Consider the following 16,573-nt stretch of genomic DNA (forward strand, 5'->3'; position numbering starts at 1 on the left):
TTAGAATACAATCAAATCGCAAAACGAAAACTCACTTAGAAATGGAGAGCCGTATGCATTGAAAGGTGCCCGTACGGTTCGGGAAGGGGCGAGGTCTTCTAGACTTCGCCTATTTCATTATATGTTTATTATACATAAAATATAAAAAAAAGAATATATTTCTATATTCATTTTTTATGATATTCATTATATATAATATTTTTAGATAAACCTCTTTCTTTTGCTACTGCTTTAATAGCATCCTTAGTAGTTAAACCATTTTCGATATACTCTTCAACATGTTCTTCAATACTCTGATCAAAAGTTTTTATATCTTCTACATTTTCTTCTTGATTACCTTCTACAACAATGACCATTTCACCTTTCATATCATCTATAACAGATAATATGTCTTCAATTGTTCCTCGATTAATTTCTTCATGCTTCTTAGTTAATTCTCTACATAATGCAATTGAACGATTTCCTAAAATCTCTAACATCAATTTTAGTGTCTTTTTAATACGATGTGGTGCTTCATAAAAAACAATTGTTTCTCTATAGTTTTTAAGTTTTTCTAACTCCTTCTTCTTATTCTTATCATTCCTATCTAAGAAACCATAAAACATAAATGGCTGAGGAGCAATACCTGAAACAACTAATGCATCTAAACAAGCATTAGCACCTGAAACAGGTACAACATTAAATCCTTCACGAATAGCCTCTTTAACAAGTTCATAACCTGGATCGCTAATTGCAGGATATCCAGCATCACTAACCAAAGCAATATTCAAACCACTCTTTAAATCATTAATAATTTTAGGTATTGCAATCATTAAATTATGTTCATGATGAGAAACAAGTTTTGTTGAAATATCAAAGTGGTTTAATAATTTAATAGTATTGCGTGTATCCTCTGCAGCAATATAATCGACTTCTTTTAAAGTTTGTATAGCACGATAAGTCATTTCATTCAGATTACCAATAGGTGTCGCTACAATATATAGTGTAGGTAATGAATTTTCAAAACTTTTTTGTCTATTCATTGATATCTTCTCCAAACATTTTTCTTATTTCATTCGTATAACTACCATCATCATTATGAGCATATAATGGTGATTCAATTTTCAATCCTTTATTTCCTTTATACATACCTTCAATTAAAAAGATATGAGAATCCTTTCCAATTTTAGGATAAACAAAGCGAATACGTTTAGGTTCAATATCATATTTTTGCATGATATTAATAATTTCAATCATACGATCAGGACGATGAACCATTGCAAAACGTCCTTTATTATCCAAAATTCTTGCTGCTGATTGAATAATTTCATCTAAATTTATTTTTATTTCATGACGAGCTATTTTAAGGAACTCATTATCATTAAGATTACTTCTTTCATCAACCCTAAAGAATGGCGGATTACATACAACCAATTTCACTTTAGAAGCATTCTTTACATAATCCTTAATATCTGAATGTATAATTTCAATCTGATTCTCTAAATGATTTAATTGAACATTCTTCAAAGCCAAATCTACAGCTTCTTTTTGTATTTCAATCCCCTTTATTTTCTTGTCAGTTCTTAAACTCAACAAAAGAGGAATGGCAGCATTATTCGTTCCAAAATCAATAATTTCATCTAAATCTTTATTAATTGTACAAAAGTGAGCTAATAAAACAGTATCCAAAGAAAAGTTAAACATATCTTTTCTTTGGATAATCTGCATATTTTCATAAGCCAATAAATAATTAACGACTTCTTGGTTCATGTTTATGCTCTCTTGGTGGTAATATCTGAATTTCATCTAATGATACAAATGAAATATTACCATCATGTTCAATTTTGACTAAATCACTTATTACATTTAAACCTGTCACTTTTACAATTTTATTATCGTATTTTACTTTTGAACCAATTTTAGGAAATCTTTGTTTTTCCTTTGTATATGTATCATCTTCATATTTAAGACAACAAAGCAATCTTCCACATGCTCCTGATATCTTATCAATATTGATTGCAAGCATCTGATTTTTTGCCATATTAATAGAAACACCATCAAATTCTCCTAAAAATGATGAACAGCAAAGTGGTAAACCACATGATCCAAGTCCACCCACAATCTTAGATTTATCACGAGGTCCAATTTGTCTTAATTCAATACGACATTTAAAAACACTTGCCAACTCTTTCAACAATTCTCTAAAATCTACACGTGTTTCAGAAGTGTACATAAATATAACTTTTGAAGCATCAAGTGTATATTCACAACTTACTAAATGCATGTCCAAATCATACTCTTTGACAATCTCTTTACATATTTCTAAAGACTTTTCAGCCTTTGCTTGATTATAAGCAAATAGTTCCAAATCCGCACGATTTGCAACTCTTTTAATTTTTTTTAGTTCAGTATCAAGATTAAATTCAGAAATATGTTTTAAATCTGATACCAACTCTCCTAATTCCAACCCTCTTATTGTTTCTACAACGACATTATCACCTTTATAAAGATCTAAATCAGTTGAAAAATAATAAGATTTTCCAACATTATTAAAACGAATAAGAGCTAATCTTTCTTCCATAAGTTCTCCTTTCTATATTCTAAACATCATACTATCCATTAACAACATAACATTGGCATTTGTACTCAATAAATATTCTGTATTTAAAATCAAATCAATTTTATTAATAATATTTTCATCACTATCATTTATTCTTTTATATAAACTTAAAAAAGATGGATAAGTGAGATTCATAGAATGTTTCACGTGAAACAAATCTCTTAATGCTAAAACAAGCATATTCAAAAATAATTGAATGTTCTCTTTTTCTTTAAAATCTTTTAATAAATGAGTCTGAACATTAATAATTAAATTATCTCTGTGAAAATAAAGATCATCAATAAAATGATAAACTTCAAGCTTTAGTTTTTCAAACATATCAGATTCAATATATTTTTGACATTCATCATAGCTTGTAAACAATTCAGATAAAATATTGATATCATCTTCCAAGATGTCATCTCTCTTTAACTCTTCTTTCAGTGATTTTTGAGAAACAGGTAATAATTGAATAACTTGACATCTTGATTGAATCGTAGGTAAAACACGATTTAAGTTTTGACAAGTAAAAATAGCATAAACACCTGAAGTTGGTTCTTCAAGCATTTTTAATAAACTATTCATTGCTTCAATAGTTGAATTTTCAATATTTTCCATTAAATATATTTTTGACTTTCCTTCTAAAGCAGATTTAGAAAATTGTTCTTGAATATATTCAATATGTGGTTTCTTAATTGTTTCTTCAAGTCCATTACAATAAATAAAATCCCCATAATTATGTTCATCAATACGTCTACATTCATTGCAATGATCACATGCGAGAACATCATTTTCACAAATCAAACTTTTCGCAATAAAATGAGCTGGTTGTCGAGCATTCTTCCCTACTAATAAAAAAGCATGTGGAATTTTATTGTTTTTAAAACTTTTTGAAATAATCTGATATAAAATAGGTTGTTGTTGTTTTAAGATTTCTTTATAACTCATAGAATTTCTTGAATTCTTGATAAGACTTGATTAAAAACTTGATTTACATCTAGTGAAGCATCTATTTTTACAATACGCTCAGGAAATTTATCACATAAAGTTAAATAACCTTGATAAACTTTTCGATGAAAATCAATATTCTCTAAATCCAACCTATTTACTTCTCTATCCTTATTTGCATATACACGTTGGAGTCCATCTTCCGGTAAAATATCAAAGAAGATTGTACGCTTTGGTAAAATGTTTTCAGTCGCAAATAAATTCATCTGATAAACTTCATCAATACCAATCCCTCTGGCAATACCTTGATAAACCATTGAACTATCAACATAGCGATCACAAATCACAATATATCCTTTTTCTAATGCTGGAATAACCTTTTCAACTAGATGCTGTCTACGACTTGCTGCATAGAGTAAAGCTTCTGTTTTTCTATCCATATTTGTATATTTTACATCATGTATAATATCACGAATTTTTTCAGCAATTTCAACACCACCAGGTTCTCTTGTTAAAACAACATGATACCCTTCTTTTGTAAGCGCTTCTTTAATCATTGAGGCAATAGTTGTCTTTCCACTACCTTCTCCACCTTCAAAAGAAATAAAAACGCCTGACATATTAACACCCCATTTCTTTCTCTATTATATAAAAAATTAATCCAAAGATAAAGTTTTATTTCTTGACAATTAAAGGACCATTCTTAAAACAATGCAAAGTATAAAGCCAAAAATATCAAATATAGAAATAATAAGAATATTAAATATATTGAGAGATAGTGTTAAATGAGTTATTGAGGAAAAAGCGTTAAATATAAAAATTGAAATAGTTGCCATAAGCAATCTCATAAAAATGCGTGTTACTTTCAACAAAAAAATCACCTCATTTTAATATATGAGATGATTAGATTTTTTTTCTTCCTTCTAATGATTTTAATAAAGTCAATTCGTCAGCATAATCTAAATTACTTCCTATTGGTAATCCATTAGCTATTCTAGAAGCTGGGATATTTTCTTTTGAAAGAAGTTTAGCTAAAAATAAAGCTGTTGTTTCACCTTCACGTGTAGGATTTGTAGCAATAATAACTTCTTTAATATTGTCATTGAGACGTTCAAACAAAGAATGAATATTTAAATCATCAATTGTTTTACCATCCATAATGGATATAGTTCCATGTAATACATGATATAATCCATGATATTCTTTCAATTTTTCCATTGCAAAAACATCTTTAGGTGATTCTACCACACAAATAGTTGTCTGATCCCTTGTTGGATCCTGACATATATCACAAATTTCTCCTTCGCAAATATGTCCACACTTCTTACAATAATGAATTCGTTTTTTCAAATTTAATAAGGCATCTGAGAATCTTTCAACTTGTTGTAAATCCATTGAAAGAACATGATAAACAAGTCGTTCAGCTCCTTTTGTTCCAATACCTGGTAACATTTTAAAACATTCAACCAGTTCTTCAAAACTTTGTGGATATTCCATTATAGAAATGCTGATACATCAACACCATTTGTAACTTGATTTAATGTATCTTCCCTTTCTTTAGAAACTTTAGCTATTGTTTGATTAATAGTTGCCATTAATAAAGCTTCCATATTGTCCTGATCTTCTTGCATTAAAGAAGGTGCAATATGTAATTCAATAATAGAAAGATTCCCTTTCATCTTTCCAACAATCAAATCATCCTGACTATTGAATTCAAATTCTCTTTCATCAAATTCCTTCTTTGCTTTATTGACTTTACGTTGCATTTGCTGTGCTTGTTGTAATAAATTTCCAAAATTCATATTAATCCTCCTTAAATTCTACAATATCTTCTCCAAATAATTGAATCGCAAATTCTTGTGCTTCAGTCATATCAACATGATCTAAATCATGACTATCTATATGCTTTAATGTTAATTCATGAGGTTGAGGTAATTGACCTTTTCTCTTTAATTCAATAAAATGGCTACGCATTTTCAACCACTCATCCTGCTGAATCGCAATAAAACGATACTCACTTCCTAAAACTTCGCTAAGAAAAGCACTTAACTGTTTATAATTCTTATAATAATTAACAGCATTAACAGATGGCTGATATTCAAAAGAAATAATAAGTCCACCTTCACATGCAGCTACTGCTGTTCCATCACATAACATACTTGCACTTTTAGCCATGTTCAGATTTGCTAAATATCTTTTAATAATTGGCCATCTTTCTTGAATACTTTCCAATATTGTTCTTTTGGCTTGAACAAGGATATTCATAATATCAGCTTCATCTACCTGAATTTCATCATCAACAGTTGGCTCAATATCCTGTTTTTGTTCAAATTCAAAAGTAGGAATATCATCATTTTCATGACTTTCTAAAGATGGATCATCAATGCTTTCATCAATAATCTCTTCTTGAACAGGCTCTTCTATCACATCATGATGATCTTCTTCAACATCATGATGGTCCTCTATAATCACATCACTTTGTTTAAGTTGTTGAATAGGCTGTTCAGGTACTTTTACAGTTTCCATATGAATAACTTTTTCATCTTTTATTTGATTACACATTTTTAAAATAGCTAATTCAAAATAAACGGAAGGATTGATTACTTTCGCATATTTTTCACTGGCATCCATTAAAATATCAATAAAATCTAATGCTTCTTCACAGCCCATATATGGTACAATTAAATCTAAGTAATATTTAGATAAAACAAATAAAATAGATTCATCATGTGTATTACGATAAATAACAACATCTTTTAAAATATCAACTAAATCTAATGTTAATCTTTTAATATCTGTTCCATTCATTTTCATATCATCTAATAATGATAAAGCTTTTTTCATATCTTTAGAAAGAATTGTTTTTATAAAATCAATCTTATTTTCTAAAGAAACAATTCCATATATCTGATTCACATCTTTTACAGTTAAATGTTGATCATTATAAGCAAGACATTGTTCTAAAATAGACAATGCATCACGCATTCCACCATCAGCCAGTTTTGCAATCAATTCCAATGCCTCATCATCACATTCATAATGTTCCTCATTAATAATATCTTTCATACGATGAACAATATCTTGAATGCTTAATTTAGTGAAATCAAATCTTTGGCATCGAGAAATAATTGTCGGTAATATTTTGTGTGGTTCTGTTGTTGCAAAAATAAATATAACATGAGTTGGAGGTTCTTCTAATGTTTTTAATAAAGCATTTGAAGCACCTGGTGACATCATATGAAATTCATCAATAATATAAACTTTATATTTTCCTTGTGTTGGTGCGTATTTGACCTTTTCAATAAGATTTCTCACTTCATCAACACCATTATTGCTGGCAGCATCAATTTCAATAACGTCTGGATGCGTACCTAAAGTTATCTGTTGACAATTCTCACATTGATCACATGGTTTAGGAGAACCTGTACAATTAACAGCTTTTGCTAATAATTTAGCAATTGTTGTTTTTCCAGTTCCTCGTGGACCACAGAATAAATAAGCATGAGCAATTTTATTTTCATCAACAGCATGTTTTAAAGTTGTAATAATATGTTCTTGTCCAGCAACATCTTCAAACTTTTGCGGACGATAAACACGATATAATGTCTTATATGCCACCTCTATCAACTCCTTGTCTTGTCACATTATAACATAAAAAAAGATATCTTTCGATATCTAATTATTATCCATGATTAACATTAAAATATCAATAAAGATATTAACAAAATCCAAATACAGTTCAAAAGCACAAAACAATATTAATCCTTCTTGGTATTCTTCTGACGATTGTTCATACATTGTCGAAATCATCTTGAAATCATATAAAGTAATACCTGTAAAAATTAATAAATCTAAAAAAACAATAATATAATAAAGCATTGGTGCCTGAATAAACAATAAAATGATATAACCAATAATCATGACTGGTAATACTGATATACAGACTTTAGCGATATTTGAAAAACTTGAAGTCGTATATTTTGTAATGGTATATAACAAACCAAAATAAGCACATGTTAAAGCAAATGCTAAAGCTGTTATATAAATAGAAACTGATGCTAATATAAATGAAAAAATAACACCATTAACAATTGAATATAAGATAAAAAATCTTTTAACTGATGAAAATGATAATTCATCTATAGGTTTGTCTATCTTTTTATTTAATATCCATACAAATGCGATTTCAATAATAACTGAAATTATCAAAACTGGAAAATAAAAAGGTATTAAAGCATAGATAATCCCAGAAAAAATCACTAATATGGAAGTTATAGCCGTTATGCCTACGCCAAAGAAAACCCATTTGATAACTTCAGACAAGAATTTTTCATAATTCATTTGTTTCGTTAACATCTTTTGATCCATATATCTCACCTCTAAATATAGTATATCATATTGATATGGATAAATGATGAAAGTCTATAAGATAATATCAAAACATATGCTTAAGATAAAAAATCTGCATTAATGATTTCTTTTTCCTTTAAAATATTGGGACAATAATAAACAGCATTGTTTTTCTAAGATTCCTGAAATCACTTGAGGATGATGATTAAACTCATGATTTGCTAAAAAAGTTGATAATCCATGCCATCGTTGTCCTTTAGCAGCAAAAACAACTTTTTCTATACGACTTTGAATAATAGCTCCACTGCACATAATACATGGCTCTAATGTTGAATATAATGTACAGCCATCTAAATGCCAATTGCCTAATTTTTGACAAGCTTCTCTAATTGCCATCATTTCAGCATGTGCCGTTACATCATGGGTCGATTCTTTTTGATTATAAGCCTTTGCGATAATCTCACCATCTTTGACAATAATAGCTCCAATAGGCACTTCATCAATGCCTCTTGCTAAACAAGCTTGCTGATAAGCTATTTTCATATATTCTTCATCACTCATAATCTCACTCCTTAGAAAAAAGCCACTACACATAAACGGACATTCTTAATGCTGCTACCTTCCGGTCCTGACATGGTTCGAAGCCGCCTATTGTAATGGCAAAATCTATTATAGCATATTTCTTATACAAATCAATAAAAAATTCTATTTCCCAATAAATCCATCTTTTCCTTTATAAAACTTCAACTTTTGATGATAAGTTAAATAATTCGTGTTCTATTGTTAATGTTTTAAATCACTACGATAGTTTTAAAAAGGATACTGTTAGTTCGTATTCTTCTCAATATTAAATAACCTTCTAAACACCAAAATTATCTAAATGATGTCTTTATGACTGTCTTGAATATAAATTTGATATGTACGAATATTCAAACAAAATCATTATTTATCTTTATATATAAACTTAAAAATTATACAATAATATATATCACTCAATATAAAGGAGATTTATATGAAAACAATAAAAATCATTTTTTTTGATATTGATGGAACACTTATTGATATGAATAAAAAACAAATATCTCAAAAAATGCTTGAAACATTAAAAAGATTAAAAGAAAATCAAATCAGAATCTGTTTAGCAACTGGTCGAACACCCATGAGTTTACCACATTTTGATGGGATTGAATTTGATGCTTTCTTAACTTTTAATGGTTCTTATTGTTTTACAAAGGATCAAGATATTTCAAACTTCCCTATTCCATCTTATGATGTTCAACAAATTATTCAAAATGCCAAAAAACTACATAGACCATTATCCATTGCTACAAAAAACAGAATTGCCAGCAATGGAAAAGATGATGATTTGGTACAATATTTTGACTTTGCCAAAATGAAAGTAGAAGTTGCTGATGATTTTAATGAAGTCGCTAAAGATGAAGTTTATCAAATAATGGTTGGTTGTAGAGAAAAAGATTATTCAATTCTTATGGACAATGTAGAAAATGCTAAAATTACAGCATGGTGGGATAGAGCTGTTGATATTATTCCTGCTCAAAGTGGTAAAGGTATTGGTATTCAAAAAATTCTTGACTATTATCAATTAGATGCATCACAGGCTCTCGCTTTTGGTGATGGAAATAATGATATAGAAATGTTACAAACAGTAGGGACAGGTGTTGCAATGGAAAATGCTTCATCACAAGTGAAAGAGATTGCTGATGATATATGTGGTCATGTATGTGATGATGGTATTTATCACTATTGCCTTTTACATCACCTTATATAAGATCTAAGCTGCATCTTTGCAGCTTTTTTATATCTTTATAAAATAAAAAAATGCCCCGGATTTTTATCCAGGACACCATGTCATTTTTGAATTTTAACCAATTCTTTCTTTTCCACCCATATATGGTCTTAAGACTTCAGGAATAGAAATACTTCCATCTTCATTATAATTGTTTTCAATAAATGCAATTAATGCACGTGTACTTGCTAGAACAGTATTGTTAAGAGTTGCGACATAATATGTTCCTCTTTCACCTTTTGTACGAATACCTAAACGTCTAGCTTGCGCATCTCCTAATGTAGAACAAGATCCAACTTCAAAATATTTCTTCTGTCTAGGTGACCATGCTTCTACATCACAAGATTTAACTTTTAAATCAGCTAAATCTCCACTACAACATTCTAGTGTTCTTACAGGAATATCTAAACTTCTAAATAATTCAACAGTATATGACCACATTTTATCATACCATTCCATAGCTTCTTCTGGTTTACATAAAACAACCATTTCCTGTTTTTCAAATTGATGTACACGATAAATACCACGTTCTTCAATACCATGAGCACCAACTTCTTTTCTAAAACATGGTGAATATGAAGTTAATGTAATTGGTAATTCTTCTTCTTTAACAATCTGATCTTTAAATTTACCAATCATACTATGTTCACTTGTTCCAATTAAATATAAATCTTCACCTTCAATTTTATACATCATAGCATCCATTTCTTCAAATGACATAACACCAGTCACAACATCACTTCTAATCATAAATGGAGGAATACAATAAGTAAATCCTTTATCAATCATAAAATCTCTGGCATAAGATAACATGGCTGAAGAAAGTCTAGCAATATCACCCATCAAATAATAGAAACCATTACCACTTGTTCTTCCACTTGCTTCTTTATCTAAACCATTTAATTTTGTAATAATATCAGCATGATATGGAATTTCATAATCAGGAACAACAGGATCTCCATATTTTTGAATTTCAACGTTTTCACTGTCATCTTTTCCAATAGGTACACTATCATCAATAAAGTTAGGAATTTTCATCATCACTTCTTTTAATTTTGGACCTAATTCAACTTCTTTTGCTTCTAATTCTTTTAAAGTATCAGCCATTTCACTGACTTTTCTTTTATTTTCTTCAGCTAAATCTTTTTTTCCTTCACGCATAAATTGTCCAATTTCTTTAGATAATGAATTACGCATAGCTCGAAGTTCACTTGCTTTTGTCAGAGCTTCACGATATTCTTTATCTAATTCAAAAGCTTCATCAACTAAATGTAAACGATCATGCTGAAATTTCTTTCGCATATTTTCTTTTACAGCTTCTGGATTTTCTCTTAGTATAGCAATATCAATCATTTTTCATTTCTCCTTTTTCAATAAAATAAAAAGCACCTTTTACAAGGGACGAATTTATCGTGGTGCCACCCTATTTCTTATCAAACTGATAACTTTTATGAGATAACGGTTCAACCGGAAGTGATTAGCTTCTCTTATTGGTAGATTTCAATGTTTCCTCATACTGATTTACACCAACCATCAGCTCTCTATCATGATTTCACATTTACTTATCCAATGCAACGATTTGATATACTGATTATAGCATAAGACTTGATAATTTCAATAATTATTTAATCAAAGAATACATTATCATGTCATGAAACTCACCATTTTTAAAGCCATTCTTACGTAAAATACCTTCTCGTTCAAAACCACATTTTTCTAAGACTCTTTGTGAGGCTGGGTTATAATCAAAAGGAGCCGCAAAAATTCTCTCTATATCACTATGTTCAAAAACATATTGACATGTCTGTTTCACAGCTTCACTCATAATACCTTTTCCCCAATAAGAATATCCTAAATAATATCCTAATTCTGCACTTCTACGATAAATATCATCTTGTCTTAAAACAGAAATACTGCCAACAACATGTCCTTCATATTCAATCGCAAAAGCAAAGATTTCATTTTCATCAGCAGATAACATAGCTTCTATATAATCATAGGCATCCTGTAAATGATATGGATAAGGTATACGATCTGTTAAATTATTTAAAATTCTTAAATCATTAATATTCTGATATAAATCTTCGGCATCTTCTCTTTTCCATTTTCTTATTATGCATTTCATCTTTAAAACACCTCTACTTTTTAAATATATTATAACATTATTAAATATTCATATAAATAGATATATTTATTCGTATATTGACATCTAAAATGACATAAACTATAATGTAATTGAAAAAAGGAACAGCCGATAAACGGTTATGCCTTAGATTAAATTAAGGAGAAATAACTACCTCAATTTTCCCTAAGCACGAGGTAGTTATTTTTTTGTACTCTTATCAATAATAATAAGAAGTAATTTCACTATAACACTTATCATTGTCATGATAAATGTCAGTATTCCTAACACTATCATGACCATCTCATAAGATGTCATGTCCATCACCTCCGTCTTTCATATTTCCATTTATTAAATGGATATCTATGTCAACGAAGGATCACGTGCCTTCGTCCCACGACTAAGGCATAACCACCTACCGTTATTGCTGTTCCATCTGCATTATATCAATATTAAAAATTAGATTCTATATTATCTAGAAAGTGTAGATTTATTTTTGATATTTACTTTAAGCAAATATCATTCTTTGTATATTGACTTCTAAAATAACATAAACTATAATGTAATTGAAAAGGAACAGCCAATAAGCGGTTATGCCTTAGATTTGTTTGAGAAAAATAACTATCTCAATTTATCCTAAGCACGAGGTAGTTATTTTTTTGTACTCTTATCAATAATAATAAGAAGCAATTTCACTATAACACTTATCATTGTCATGATAAATGTCAGTATGCCTAACATTATCATGACCATCTCATAAGATGTCATGTCCATCACCTCCGTTTTTCATATTTCCATCTATTAAATGGATATCTATGTCAACGAAGGATCACGTGCCTTCGTCCCACGACTAAGGCATAACCACCTACCGTTATTGCTGTTCCATCTGCATTATATCAATATCAAAAATTAGATTCTATATTATCTAGAAAGTGTAGATTTATTTTTGAAATTTACTTTAAGCAAATATAATGATTAAAAAAGTAAACTCAATTTGAGTCTACTTAACTATGATAAATATCTTCATCTAACATATTTTCTTTTTTACCAACAATAACAGAAGTTGCTGAATCTCCAACAACATTTAATGATGTCACAAGCATTTCAATTGGTCTATTGATTGCTAAAATTAATGAATAAGCCAATAATGCCCCATCATTTGTATATCCCATACCAGTCAAAATAGTAAATAAGATAACAGCTCCTGCTCCTGGTGCAGCAGGTGTTCCTACTGATGCAATTAAAGCAAGAAATGCAATGACTGCCATAGATGTTAAAGATACATCATAACCAGAACTTGCTGCAATGAAGATAGCTGCAATAACTTGCATGATGGCTGTACCATCCATATTGATTGTCATTCCTAATGGTAAAACAAATGAAGCTATTTCATCACTTACACCCAATTCATGAACTGTTGTTTCTTTATTTAATGGTAATGTTGCTGCACTTGATGATGTTGAAAAACCAAATAAAGCAACTTTTGGTATTTTACGCATAAATGGTTTTGGATTGATTTTTCCCATCACCATTAAATAGATAGGATAAGCTATAAACAGATAAACAAACAAAGCAAATAGAACTGTTAAGACATAAGCTAAAGCAGGTAATAAATAATCAATTCCATAGATTGCAAATGTTCTTGTTAATAAACAAAATATTGCATATGGTGCACATTTTGTAATTACAAATGATAAACAAACTGAAATAATATCACTACATTCAATTAATAATTTCTTTAATGTTTTTGTTTTATCTTTTAATTGATTCATCGCAAGTCCAATCGCTACTGCTAAGAAAACAACTGCTAAAACATTACCATTATTTGTAAATGCATTAATTAAATTATTAGGAATCACTGATACAATGATATTTAATGGATTAGAACCTACAGCTCCTTGTTGAATCACTAAGTTATCAGCATGTACAGCATTAAATGCTCCTAAATGATAAACAATTGAACCAATAATACCAGCCCATATTAAAGCACAAACTGTTGTTATAAGGAATGTTCCTATTGTTTTAGAAGAAATTCTTCCTAGCTTCTTTGTATCAGTAATAACACAAATAGCTAAAATAATAGATACAAATACCATTGGAATAATAATTAATTGTAATGCATTTACAAATAATTGACCTACAATATAAAATAAACCAATTGCACTATTAGCGCCTTCAGCAGTAATATCTTGAAATAATACATTATTGATTGTATTCCATAAAGCTTCCTGCCCATTCGTTAATAAATTTTCTCTTAATAAAATACATCCAAACCCTGCAATTAAACCACAAATTAAAGCAATAATCATTTTCTTCGCTAATTTCTTACCACTTTGACTTGAATTCATATATGACCTCCCATTTCTATATCCAAACTTCTAACATTATACTATAATATCGTTATATTTCAACAAAAAATGACAGAACTTTAAGATTCTGCCACTTTTATTTCAATTTTATAATCATCTGAAGATGAATACATTGATTCTACAAATGTTTGTATTATTTCTTTAGCTTTATTTTGAGCTTCTTCCAATAATCCTTTTTCTTGTGCTTTACTTTCCATGCTCTTTTTTTGATCTATCGCAAATTGATTATAATCAGTAATACTAATTTGATTAAAAATATTCTTTGTTTCATCAAAAACTTCAATACTTTTTTCATCTATCTCATGAGATAGGATTTTAGCTTGTGGTATTGTTATATCAATATTTTGACCATGAACATTGACTTCTACTAAACTCATATCAATACCAGCCTTAATTTGACCATCATATGATAAAATGAAACTCTTTGTTGTAAAAGGGACTTTCCAACCATAAAAAGTCGCCTGGTTTTCATATTTTCCCATATTGGTATAATTATATTCTACACTTGCTAGTTCGCTAATACCTTGAATTTGTTGTGACAATAAATCACTTGTTATAGCTGTTGGTTCTTCACCACTTGGCCATACTTTTCCAACAAAAAAGAAAACAACTGCTATCACAACAATAACAATAATATTTTTTAAAGTTTGACTAATTTGTATTTTTTTCATTCATTTCACCTACTTACAAACATTGTAGAAAAGATCAAGATATTTGTCAAATATTGTTGAAATGATATGAACATATAAAATACACATAATTTTCAAAACTTCATGATAATCTATAAATAAGGAGGTATGATCATGGCTAAATATTCTTGTGAACTTCATGGTTCTTTCAATCATTTCTGTCAATTTTTAAAAAATGAATTAATAAATTCAAGTTTTTCAGCTTCAATAGAAGATGAACATTATTATGATATACACGATGTTCATGTTGGTATTTTAATATTAGAGAGATATAGTTATACAGGAGGAAACCGATTAAGCTTGTCTATTACTATAACAGAATATCAAAATCATATTCAGGTCACTGCCATTAGTTCCGGTGGAAGTCAAGCAATGTTCTTTAAAATTAATACCTTTGGTGAAGATGCTTTTTTAGATAAATTTAAAGAAGCTATTAAAAATTATAAAAACAAATAATTTAATACATTTTATTTGAACATCATTCTAAAAAAAGATTTCTACATAATTGAAGTAGAAATCTTTTTTACATTCCTAATGATGCTATATATGATTGCAATGATGATTCACCAAGTACACGTACTCGTGGTAATTTTGTTGGATCCTGACCTTTTTTTACTTTTCCATACTCTGTTGTAAAAGCACATAAAATTCCAGCTTCTTGAATAGCTTGTTGTCCTTGTACTGTGACATCTCCATATGGATAAGCAAAAGCTTCTGTATTTTCAACAATATTTTGAGCCTTTAATAAATCTTCTTTAATTTGTTCCATATTTAAAGCACTGATAATACCACCATGTCCAATATTTCCTCCACCTTTATGCATATCATACGAATGAGATTGAAAAGTAATATACTCACTGGCATATTTTTTTACTTTTTCTTTTCCATTTTGGGATGCAATAATAAACGAAGTTGCTGGAATCTGATATTTTTCTAATAATGGAATACCATACTTTAAAAATCCTTTTTGTCCATCATCAAAGGTTAAAATAACACTTTTCTTTGGCAAATCAATTTCACCTTTTATATAAGCTGATAATTCCTGATATGATGGAAAATAAAAATCTTGTTCTTTTAAGTATTTTAATTGTTCTTCTAATTTTGAATCAAGAATATAATTTGTATTTATCGTTTTTGGTAAATCATCTGGAGTATAGACATAATGATACATTAAAACAGGTATCCCATGACTATTTTTTTCAAATTCATTGACAACATGTACGATTCTTTTCTTAGAACAATAGATACCTTCTTTATTTTGAACAGAATATATAATCTCATAATCGCCAACCTTTTGAGTATCAACTTTTCCTGTGATTTTAACTTGATCAGTCAGATTACCTTCATTTTGATCAATAACATGACATCCTGATTCTATATACTTCTGTCCTTTTAAAACATAAGTATCCTGAGATCCATTTAAATTCATAACGATTTGTTTATTATTTAAGACTTCAACAAGACGTTTAACAGTCTGATTTTTGTATTGATATTTAATTTCATATTGTCCTTCTTGAGATGTATCAACATTCCCAATCATTTCTACATCTTCAAGATTTGTTCCCTTTTCTTCATAAATAGAATTTAGCATGAAAACTTCTTTTTCATTTCCTATTAATTCTAATGTTTCTGTTTTTCTAAACACAAACCAAAAAATCAAAACAATCATAACAATGATAGGAATGAATGTTATCATAACATGTTTTTTAT

Annotated in this window: 18 protein-coding genes, 1 other RNA gene and 1 other annotated feature; of the genes, 2 read left to right on the forward strand and 17 right to left on the reverse strand. The window is 28.9% G+C overall.

Annotation, left to right across the window (positions count from 1 at the left end; genetic code table 11):
- Positions 1-167 precede the first annotated feature (167 nt).
- The 12 genes from rsmI to ffs all read right to left on the reverse strand — a co-directional run bounded on the left by rsmI (position 168) and on the right by ffs (position 8,540).
- Positions 168-1,022 (reverse strand): 16S rRNA (cytidine(1402)-2'-O)-methyltransferase, encoded by an 855-nt coding sequence (gene rsmI / locus B5E87_RS11550; protein WP_087245060.1) that lies wholly within the window; start codon positions 1,020-1,022, stop codon positions 168-170.
- On the reverse strand, positions 1,015-1,749 hold the full coding sequence (locus tag B5E87_RS11555) for a tRNA1(Val) (adenine(37)-N6)-methyltransferase (protein ID WP_087245061.1): 735 nt from the start codon (positions 1,747-1,749) through the stop codon (positions 1,015-1,017). The genes rsmI and B5E87_RS11555 overlap by 8 nt, the downstream gene beginning before the upstream one ends.
- A complete protein-coding gene (locus tag B5E87_RS11560; RefSeq protein ID WP_087245062.1) occupies positions 1,730-2,560 on the reverse strand; it encodes a PSP1 domain-containing protein in 831 nt (276 codons plus the stop codon). Before B5E87_RS11560 ends, B5E87_RS11555 begins: the two co-directional genes overlap by 20 nt.
- 12 nt (positions 2,561-2,572) lie before the next feature.
- Positions 2,573-3,526, reverse strand: coding sequence for a hypothetical protein (locus B5E87_RS11565; RefSeq protein WP_087245063.1), 954 nt, complete (start codon positions 3,524-3,526; stop codon positions 2,573-2,575).
- Positions 3,523-4,146, reverse strand: a complete 624-nt coding sequence (tmk, locus tag B5E87_RS11570; RefSeq protein WP_087245064.1) for a dTMP kinase — start codon at positions 4,144-4,146, stop codon at positions 3,523-3,525. Before tmk ends, B5E87_RS11565 begins: the two co-directional genes overlap by 4 nt.
- 69 nt (positions 4,147-4,215) lie before the next feature.
- Positions 4,216-4,407, reverse strand: a complete 192-nt coding sequence (locus B5E87_RS11575) for a pro-sigmaK processing inhibitor BofA family protein (RefSeq protein WP_275112316.1) — start codon at positions 4,405-4,407, stop codon at positions 4,216-4,218.
- Positions 4,408-4,429: 22 nt separating this feature from the next.
- Positions 4,430-5,023, reverse strand: coding sequence for a recombination mediator RecR (recR, locus tag B5E87_RS11580; protein WP_087245066.1), 594 nt, complete (start codon positions 5,021-5,023; stop codon positions 4,430-4,432).
- Positions 5,023-5,328 carry a YbaB/EbfC family nucleoid-associated protein gene (locus B5E87_RS11585; protein ID WP_087245067.1) on the reverse strand — a complete coding sequence of 102 codons (306 nt, stop codon included), beginning with the start codon at positions 5,326-5,328 and terminating at the stop codon, positions 5,023-5,025. The genes recR and B5E87_RS11585 overlap by 1 nt, the downstream gene beginning before the upstream one ends.
- A 1-nt stretch (position 5,329) precedes the next feature.
- Entirely contained in the window at positions 5,330-7,144 is a 1,815-nt protein-coding gene (dnaX, locus tag B5E87_RS11590; RefSeq protein ID WP_087245068.1) for a DNA polymerase III subunit gamma/tau, read from the reverse strand.
- A gap of 57 nt (positions 7,145-7,201) precedes the next feature.
- On the reverse strand, positions 7,202-7,894 hold the full coding sequence (locus B5E87_RS11595; protein ID WP_087245069.1) for a Bax inhibitor-1 family protein: 693 nt from the start codon (positions 7,892-7,894) through the stop codon (positions 7,202-7,204).
- Between the two features lie 99 nt (positions 7,895-7,993).
- Positions 7,994-8,437: a nucleoside deaminase gene (locus tag B5E87_RS11600; protein WP_087245070.1), complete on the reverse strand. Its 444-nt coding sequence runs from the start codon at positions 8,435-8,437 to the stop codon at positions 7,994-7,996.
- A 15-nt stretch (positions 8,438-8,452) separates the two neighbouring features.
- Positions 8,453-8,540: signal recognition particle sRNA small type (gene ffs, locus B5E87_RS11605), an RNA gene on the reverse strand.
- A gap of 348 nt (positions 8,541-8,888) precedes the next feature.
- On the opposite strand from ffs, the gene B5E87_RS11610 reads away from it, so the two are divergent.
- The gene (locus tag B5E87_RS11610; protein WP_087245071.1) at positions 8,889-9,665 is read left to right on the forward strand and encodes a Cof-type HAD-IIB family hydrolase; all 777 of its coding nucleotides are present in this window, start codon (positions 8,889-8,891) and stop codon (positions 9,663-9,665) included.
- A 93-nt stretch (positions 9,666-9,758) separates the two neighbouring features.
- Here the strand turns inward: B5E87_RS11610 and serS are convergent, their stop codons facing one another.
- From serS to B5E87_RS11630, 4 genes are all read right to left on the reverse strand, one after another.
- Positions 9,759-11,036, reverse strand: coding sequence for a serine--tRNA ligase (serS, locus tag B5E87_RS11615; RefSeq protein ID WP_087245072.1), 1,278 nt, complete (start codon positions 11,034-11,036; stop codon positions 9,759-9,761).
- Positions 11,037-11,077: 41 nt separating this feature from the next.
- Positions 11,078-11,267: a binding site (T-box leader), on the reverse strand.
- Positions 11,268-11,304: 37 nt separating this feature from the next.
- On the reverse strand, positions 11,305-11,808 hold the full coding sequence (locus B5E87_RS11620) for a GNAT family N-acetyltransferase (RefSeq protein ID WP_087245073.1): 504 nt from the start codon (positions 11,806-11,808) through the stop codon (positions 11,305-11,307).
- A gap of 1,001 nt (positions 11,809-12,809) precedes the next feature.
- A complete protein-coding gene (locus B5E87_RS11625; protein WP_087245074.1) occupies positions 12,810-14,153 on the reverse strand; it encodes a dicarboxylate/amino acid:cation symporter in 1,344 nt (447 codons plus the stop codon).
- 80 nt (positions 14,154-14,233) lie between these two features.
- Positions 14,234-14,845, reverse strand: a complete 612-nt coding sequence (locus B5E87_RS11630; RefSeq protein ID WP_087245075.1) for a DUF4230 domain-containing protein — start codon at positions 14,843-14,845, stop codon at positions 14,234-14,236.
- A gap of 132 nt (positions 14,846-14,977) precedes the next feature.
- Here B5E87_RS11630 and B5E87_RS11635 point away from each other — a divergent pair, with 132 nt between their 5' ends.
- Entirely contained in the window at positions 14,978-15,319 is a 342-nt protein-coding gene (locus tag B5E87_RS11635; protein ID WP_087245076.1) for a DUF6054 family protein, read from the forward strand.
- Positions 15,320-15,386: 67 nt separating this feature from the next.
- Here B5E87_RS11635 and B5E87_RS11640 read toward each other — a convergent pair whose 3' ends face one another.
- A complete protein-coding gene (locus tag B5E87_RS11640) occupies positions 15,387-16,559 on the reverse strand; it encodes an immunoglobulin-like domain-containing protein (protein WP_158095610.1) in 1,173 nt (390 codons plus the stop codon).
- Positions 16,560-16,573 lie beyond the last annotated feature (14 nt).

It is taken from the genome of Massilimicrobiota sp. An142 (assembly GCF_002160725.1).
Lineage (GTDB): Bacteria > Bacillota_I > Bacilli_A > Erysipelotrichales > Coprobacillaceae > Allocoprobacillus > Allocoprobacillus merdigallinarum.

Bases quoted from the DNA above. Each gene is read 5' to 3' on its own strand.
- rsmI (WP_087245060.1), bottom strand. From the start codon at position 1,022: ATGAATAGACAAAAAAGTTTTGAAAATTCATTACCTACACTATATATT.
- B5E87_RS11555 (WP_087245061.1), bottom strand. From the start codon at position 1,749: ATGAACCAAGAAGTCGTTAATTATTTATTGGCTTATGAAAATATGCAG.
- B5E87_RS11560 (WP_087245062.1), bottom strand. From the start codon at position 2,560: ATGGAAGAAAGATTAGCTCTTATTCGTTTTAATAATGTTGGAAAATCT.
- B5E87_RS11565 (WP_087245063.1), bottom strand. From the start codon at position 3,526: ATGAGTTATAAAGAAATCTTAAAACAACAACAACCTATTTTATATCAG.
- tmk (WP_087245064.1), bottom strand. From the start codon at position 4,146: ATGTCAGGCGTTTTTATTTCTTTTGAAGGTGGAGAAGGTAGTGGAAAG.
- recR (WP_087245066.1), bottom strand. From the start codon at position 5,023: ATGGAATATCCACAAAGTTTTGAAGAACTGGTTGAATGTTTTAAAATG.
- B5E87_RS11585 (WP_087245067.1), bottom strand. From the start codon at position 5,328: ATGAATTTTGGAAATTTATTACAACAAGCACAGCAAATGCAACGTAAA.
- B5E87_RS11595 (WP_087245069.1), bottom strand. From the start codon at position 7,894: ATGGATCAAAAGATGTTAACGAAACAAATGAATTATGAAAAATTCTTG.
- B5E87_RS11600 (WP_087245070.1), bottom strand. From the start codon at position 8,437: ATGAGTGATGAAGAATATATGAAAATAGCTTATCAGCAAGCTTGTTTA.
- B5E87_RS11610 (WP_087245071.1), top strand. From the start codon at position 8,889: ATGAAAACAATAAAAATCATTTTTTTTGATATTGATGGAACACTTATT.
- serS (WP_087245072.1), bottom strand. From the start codon at position 11,036: ATGATTGATATTGCTATACTAAGAGAAAATCCAGAAGCTGTAAAAGAA.
- B5E87_RS11620 (WP_087245073.1), bottom strand. From the start codon at position 11,808: ATGAAATGCATAATAAGAAAATGGAAAAGAGAAGATGCCGAAGATTTA.
- B5E87_RS11625 (WP_087245074.1), bottom strand. From the start codon at position 14,153: ATGAATTCAAGTCAAAGTGGTAAGAAATTAGCGAAGAAAATGATTATT.
- B5E87_RS11630 (WP_087245075.1), bottom strand. From the start codon at position 14,845: ATGAAAAAAATACAAATTAGTCAAACTTTAAAAAATATTATTGTTATT.
- B5E87_RS11635 (WP_087245076.1), top strand. From the start codon at position 14,978: ATGGCTAAATATTCTTGTGAACTTCATGGTTCTTTCAATCATTTCTGT.
- B5E87_RS11640 (WP_158095610.1), bottom strand. From the start codon at position 16,559: ATGATAACATTCATTCCTATCATTGTTATGATTGTTTTGATTTTTTGG.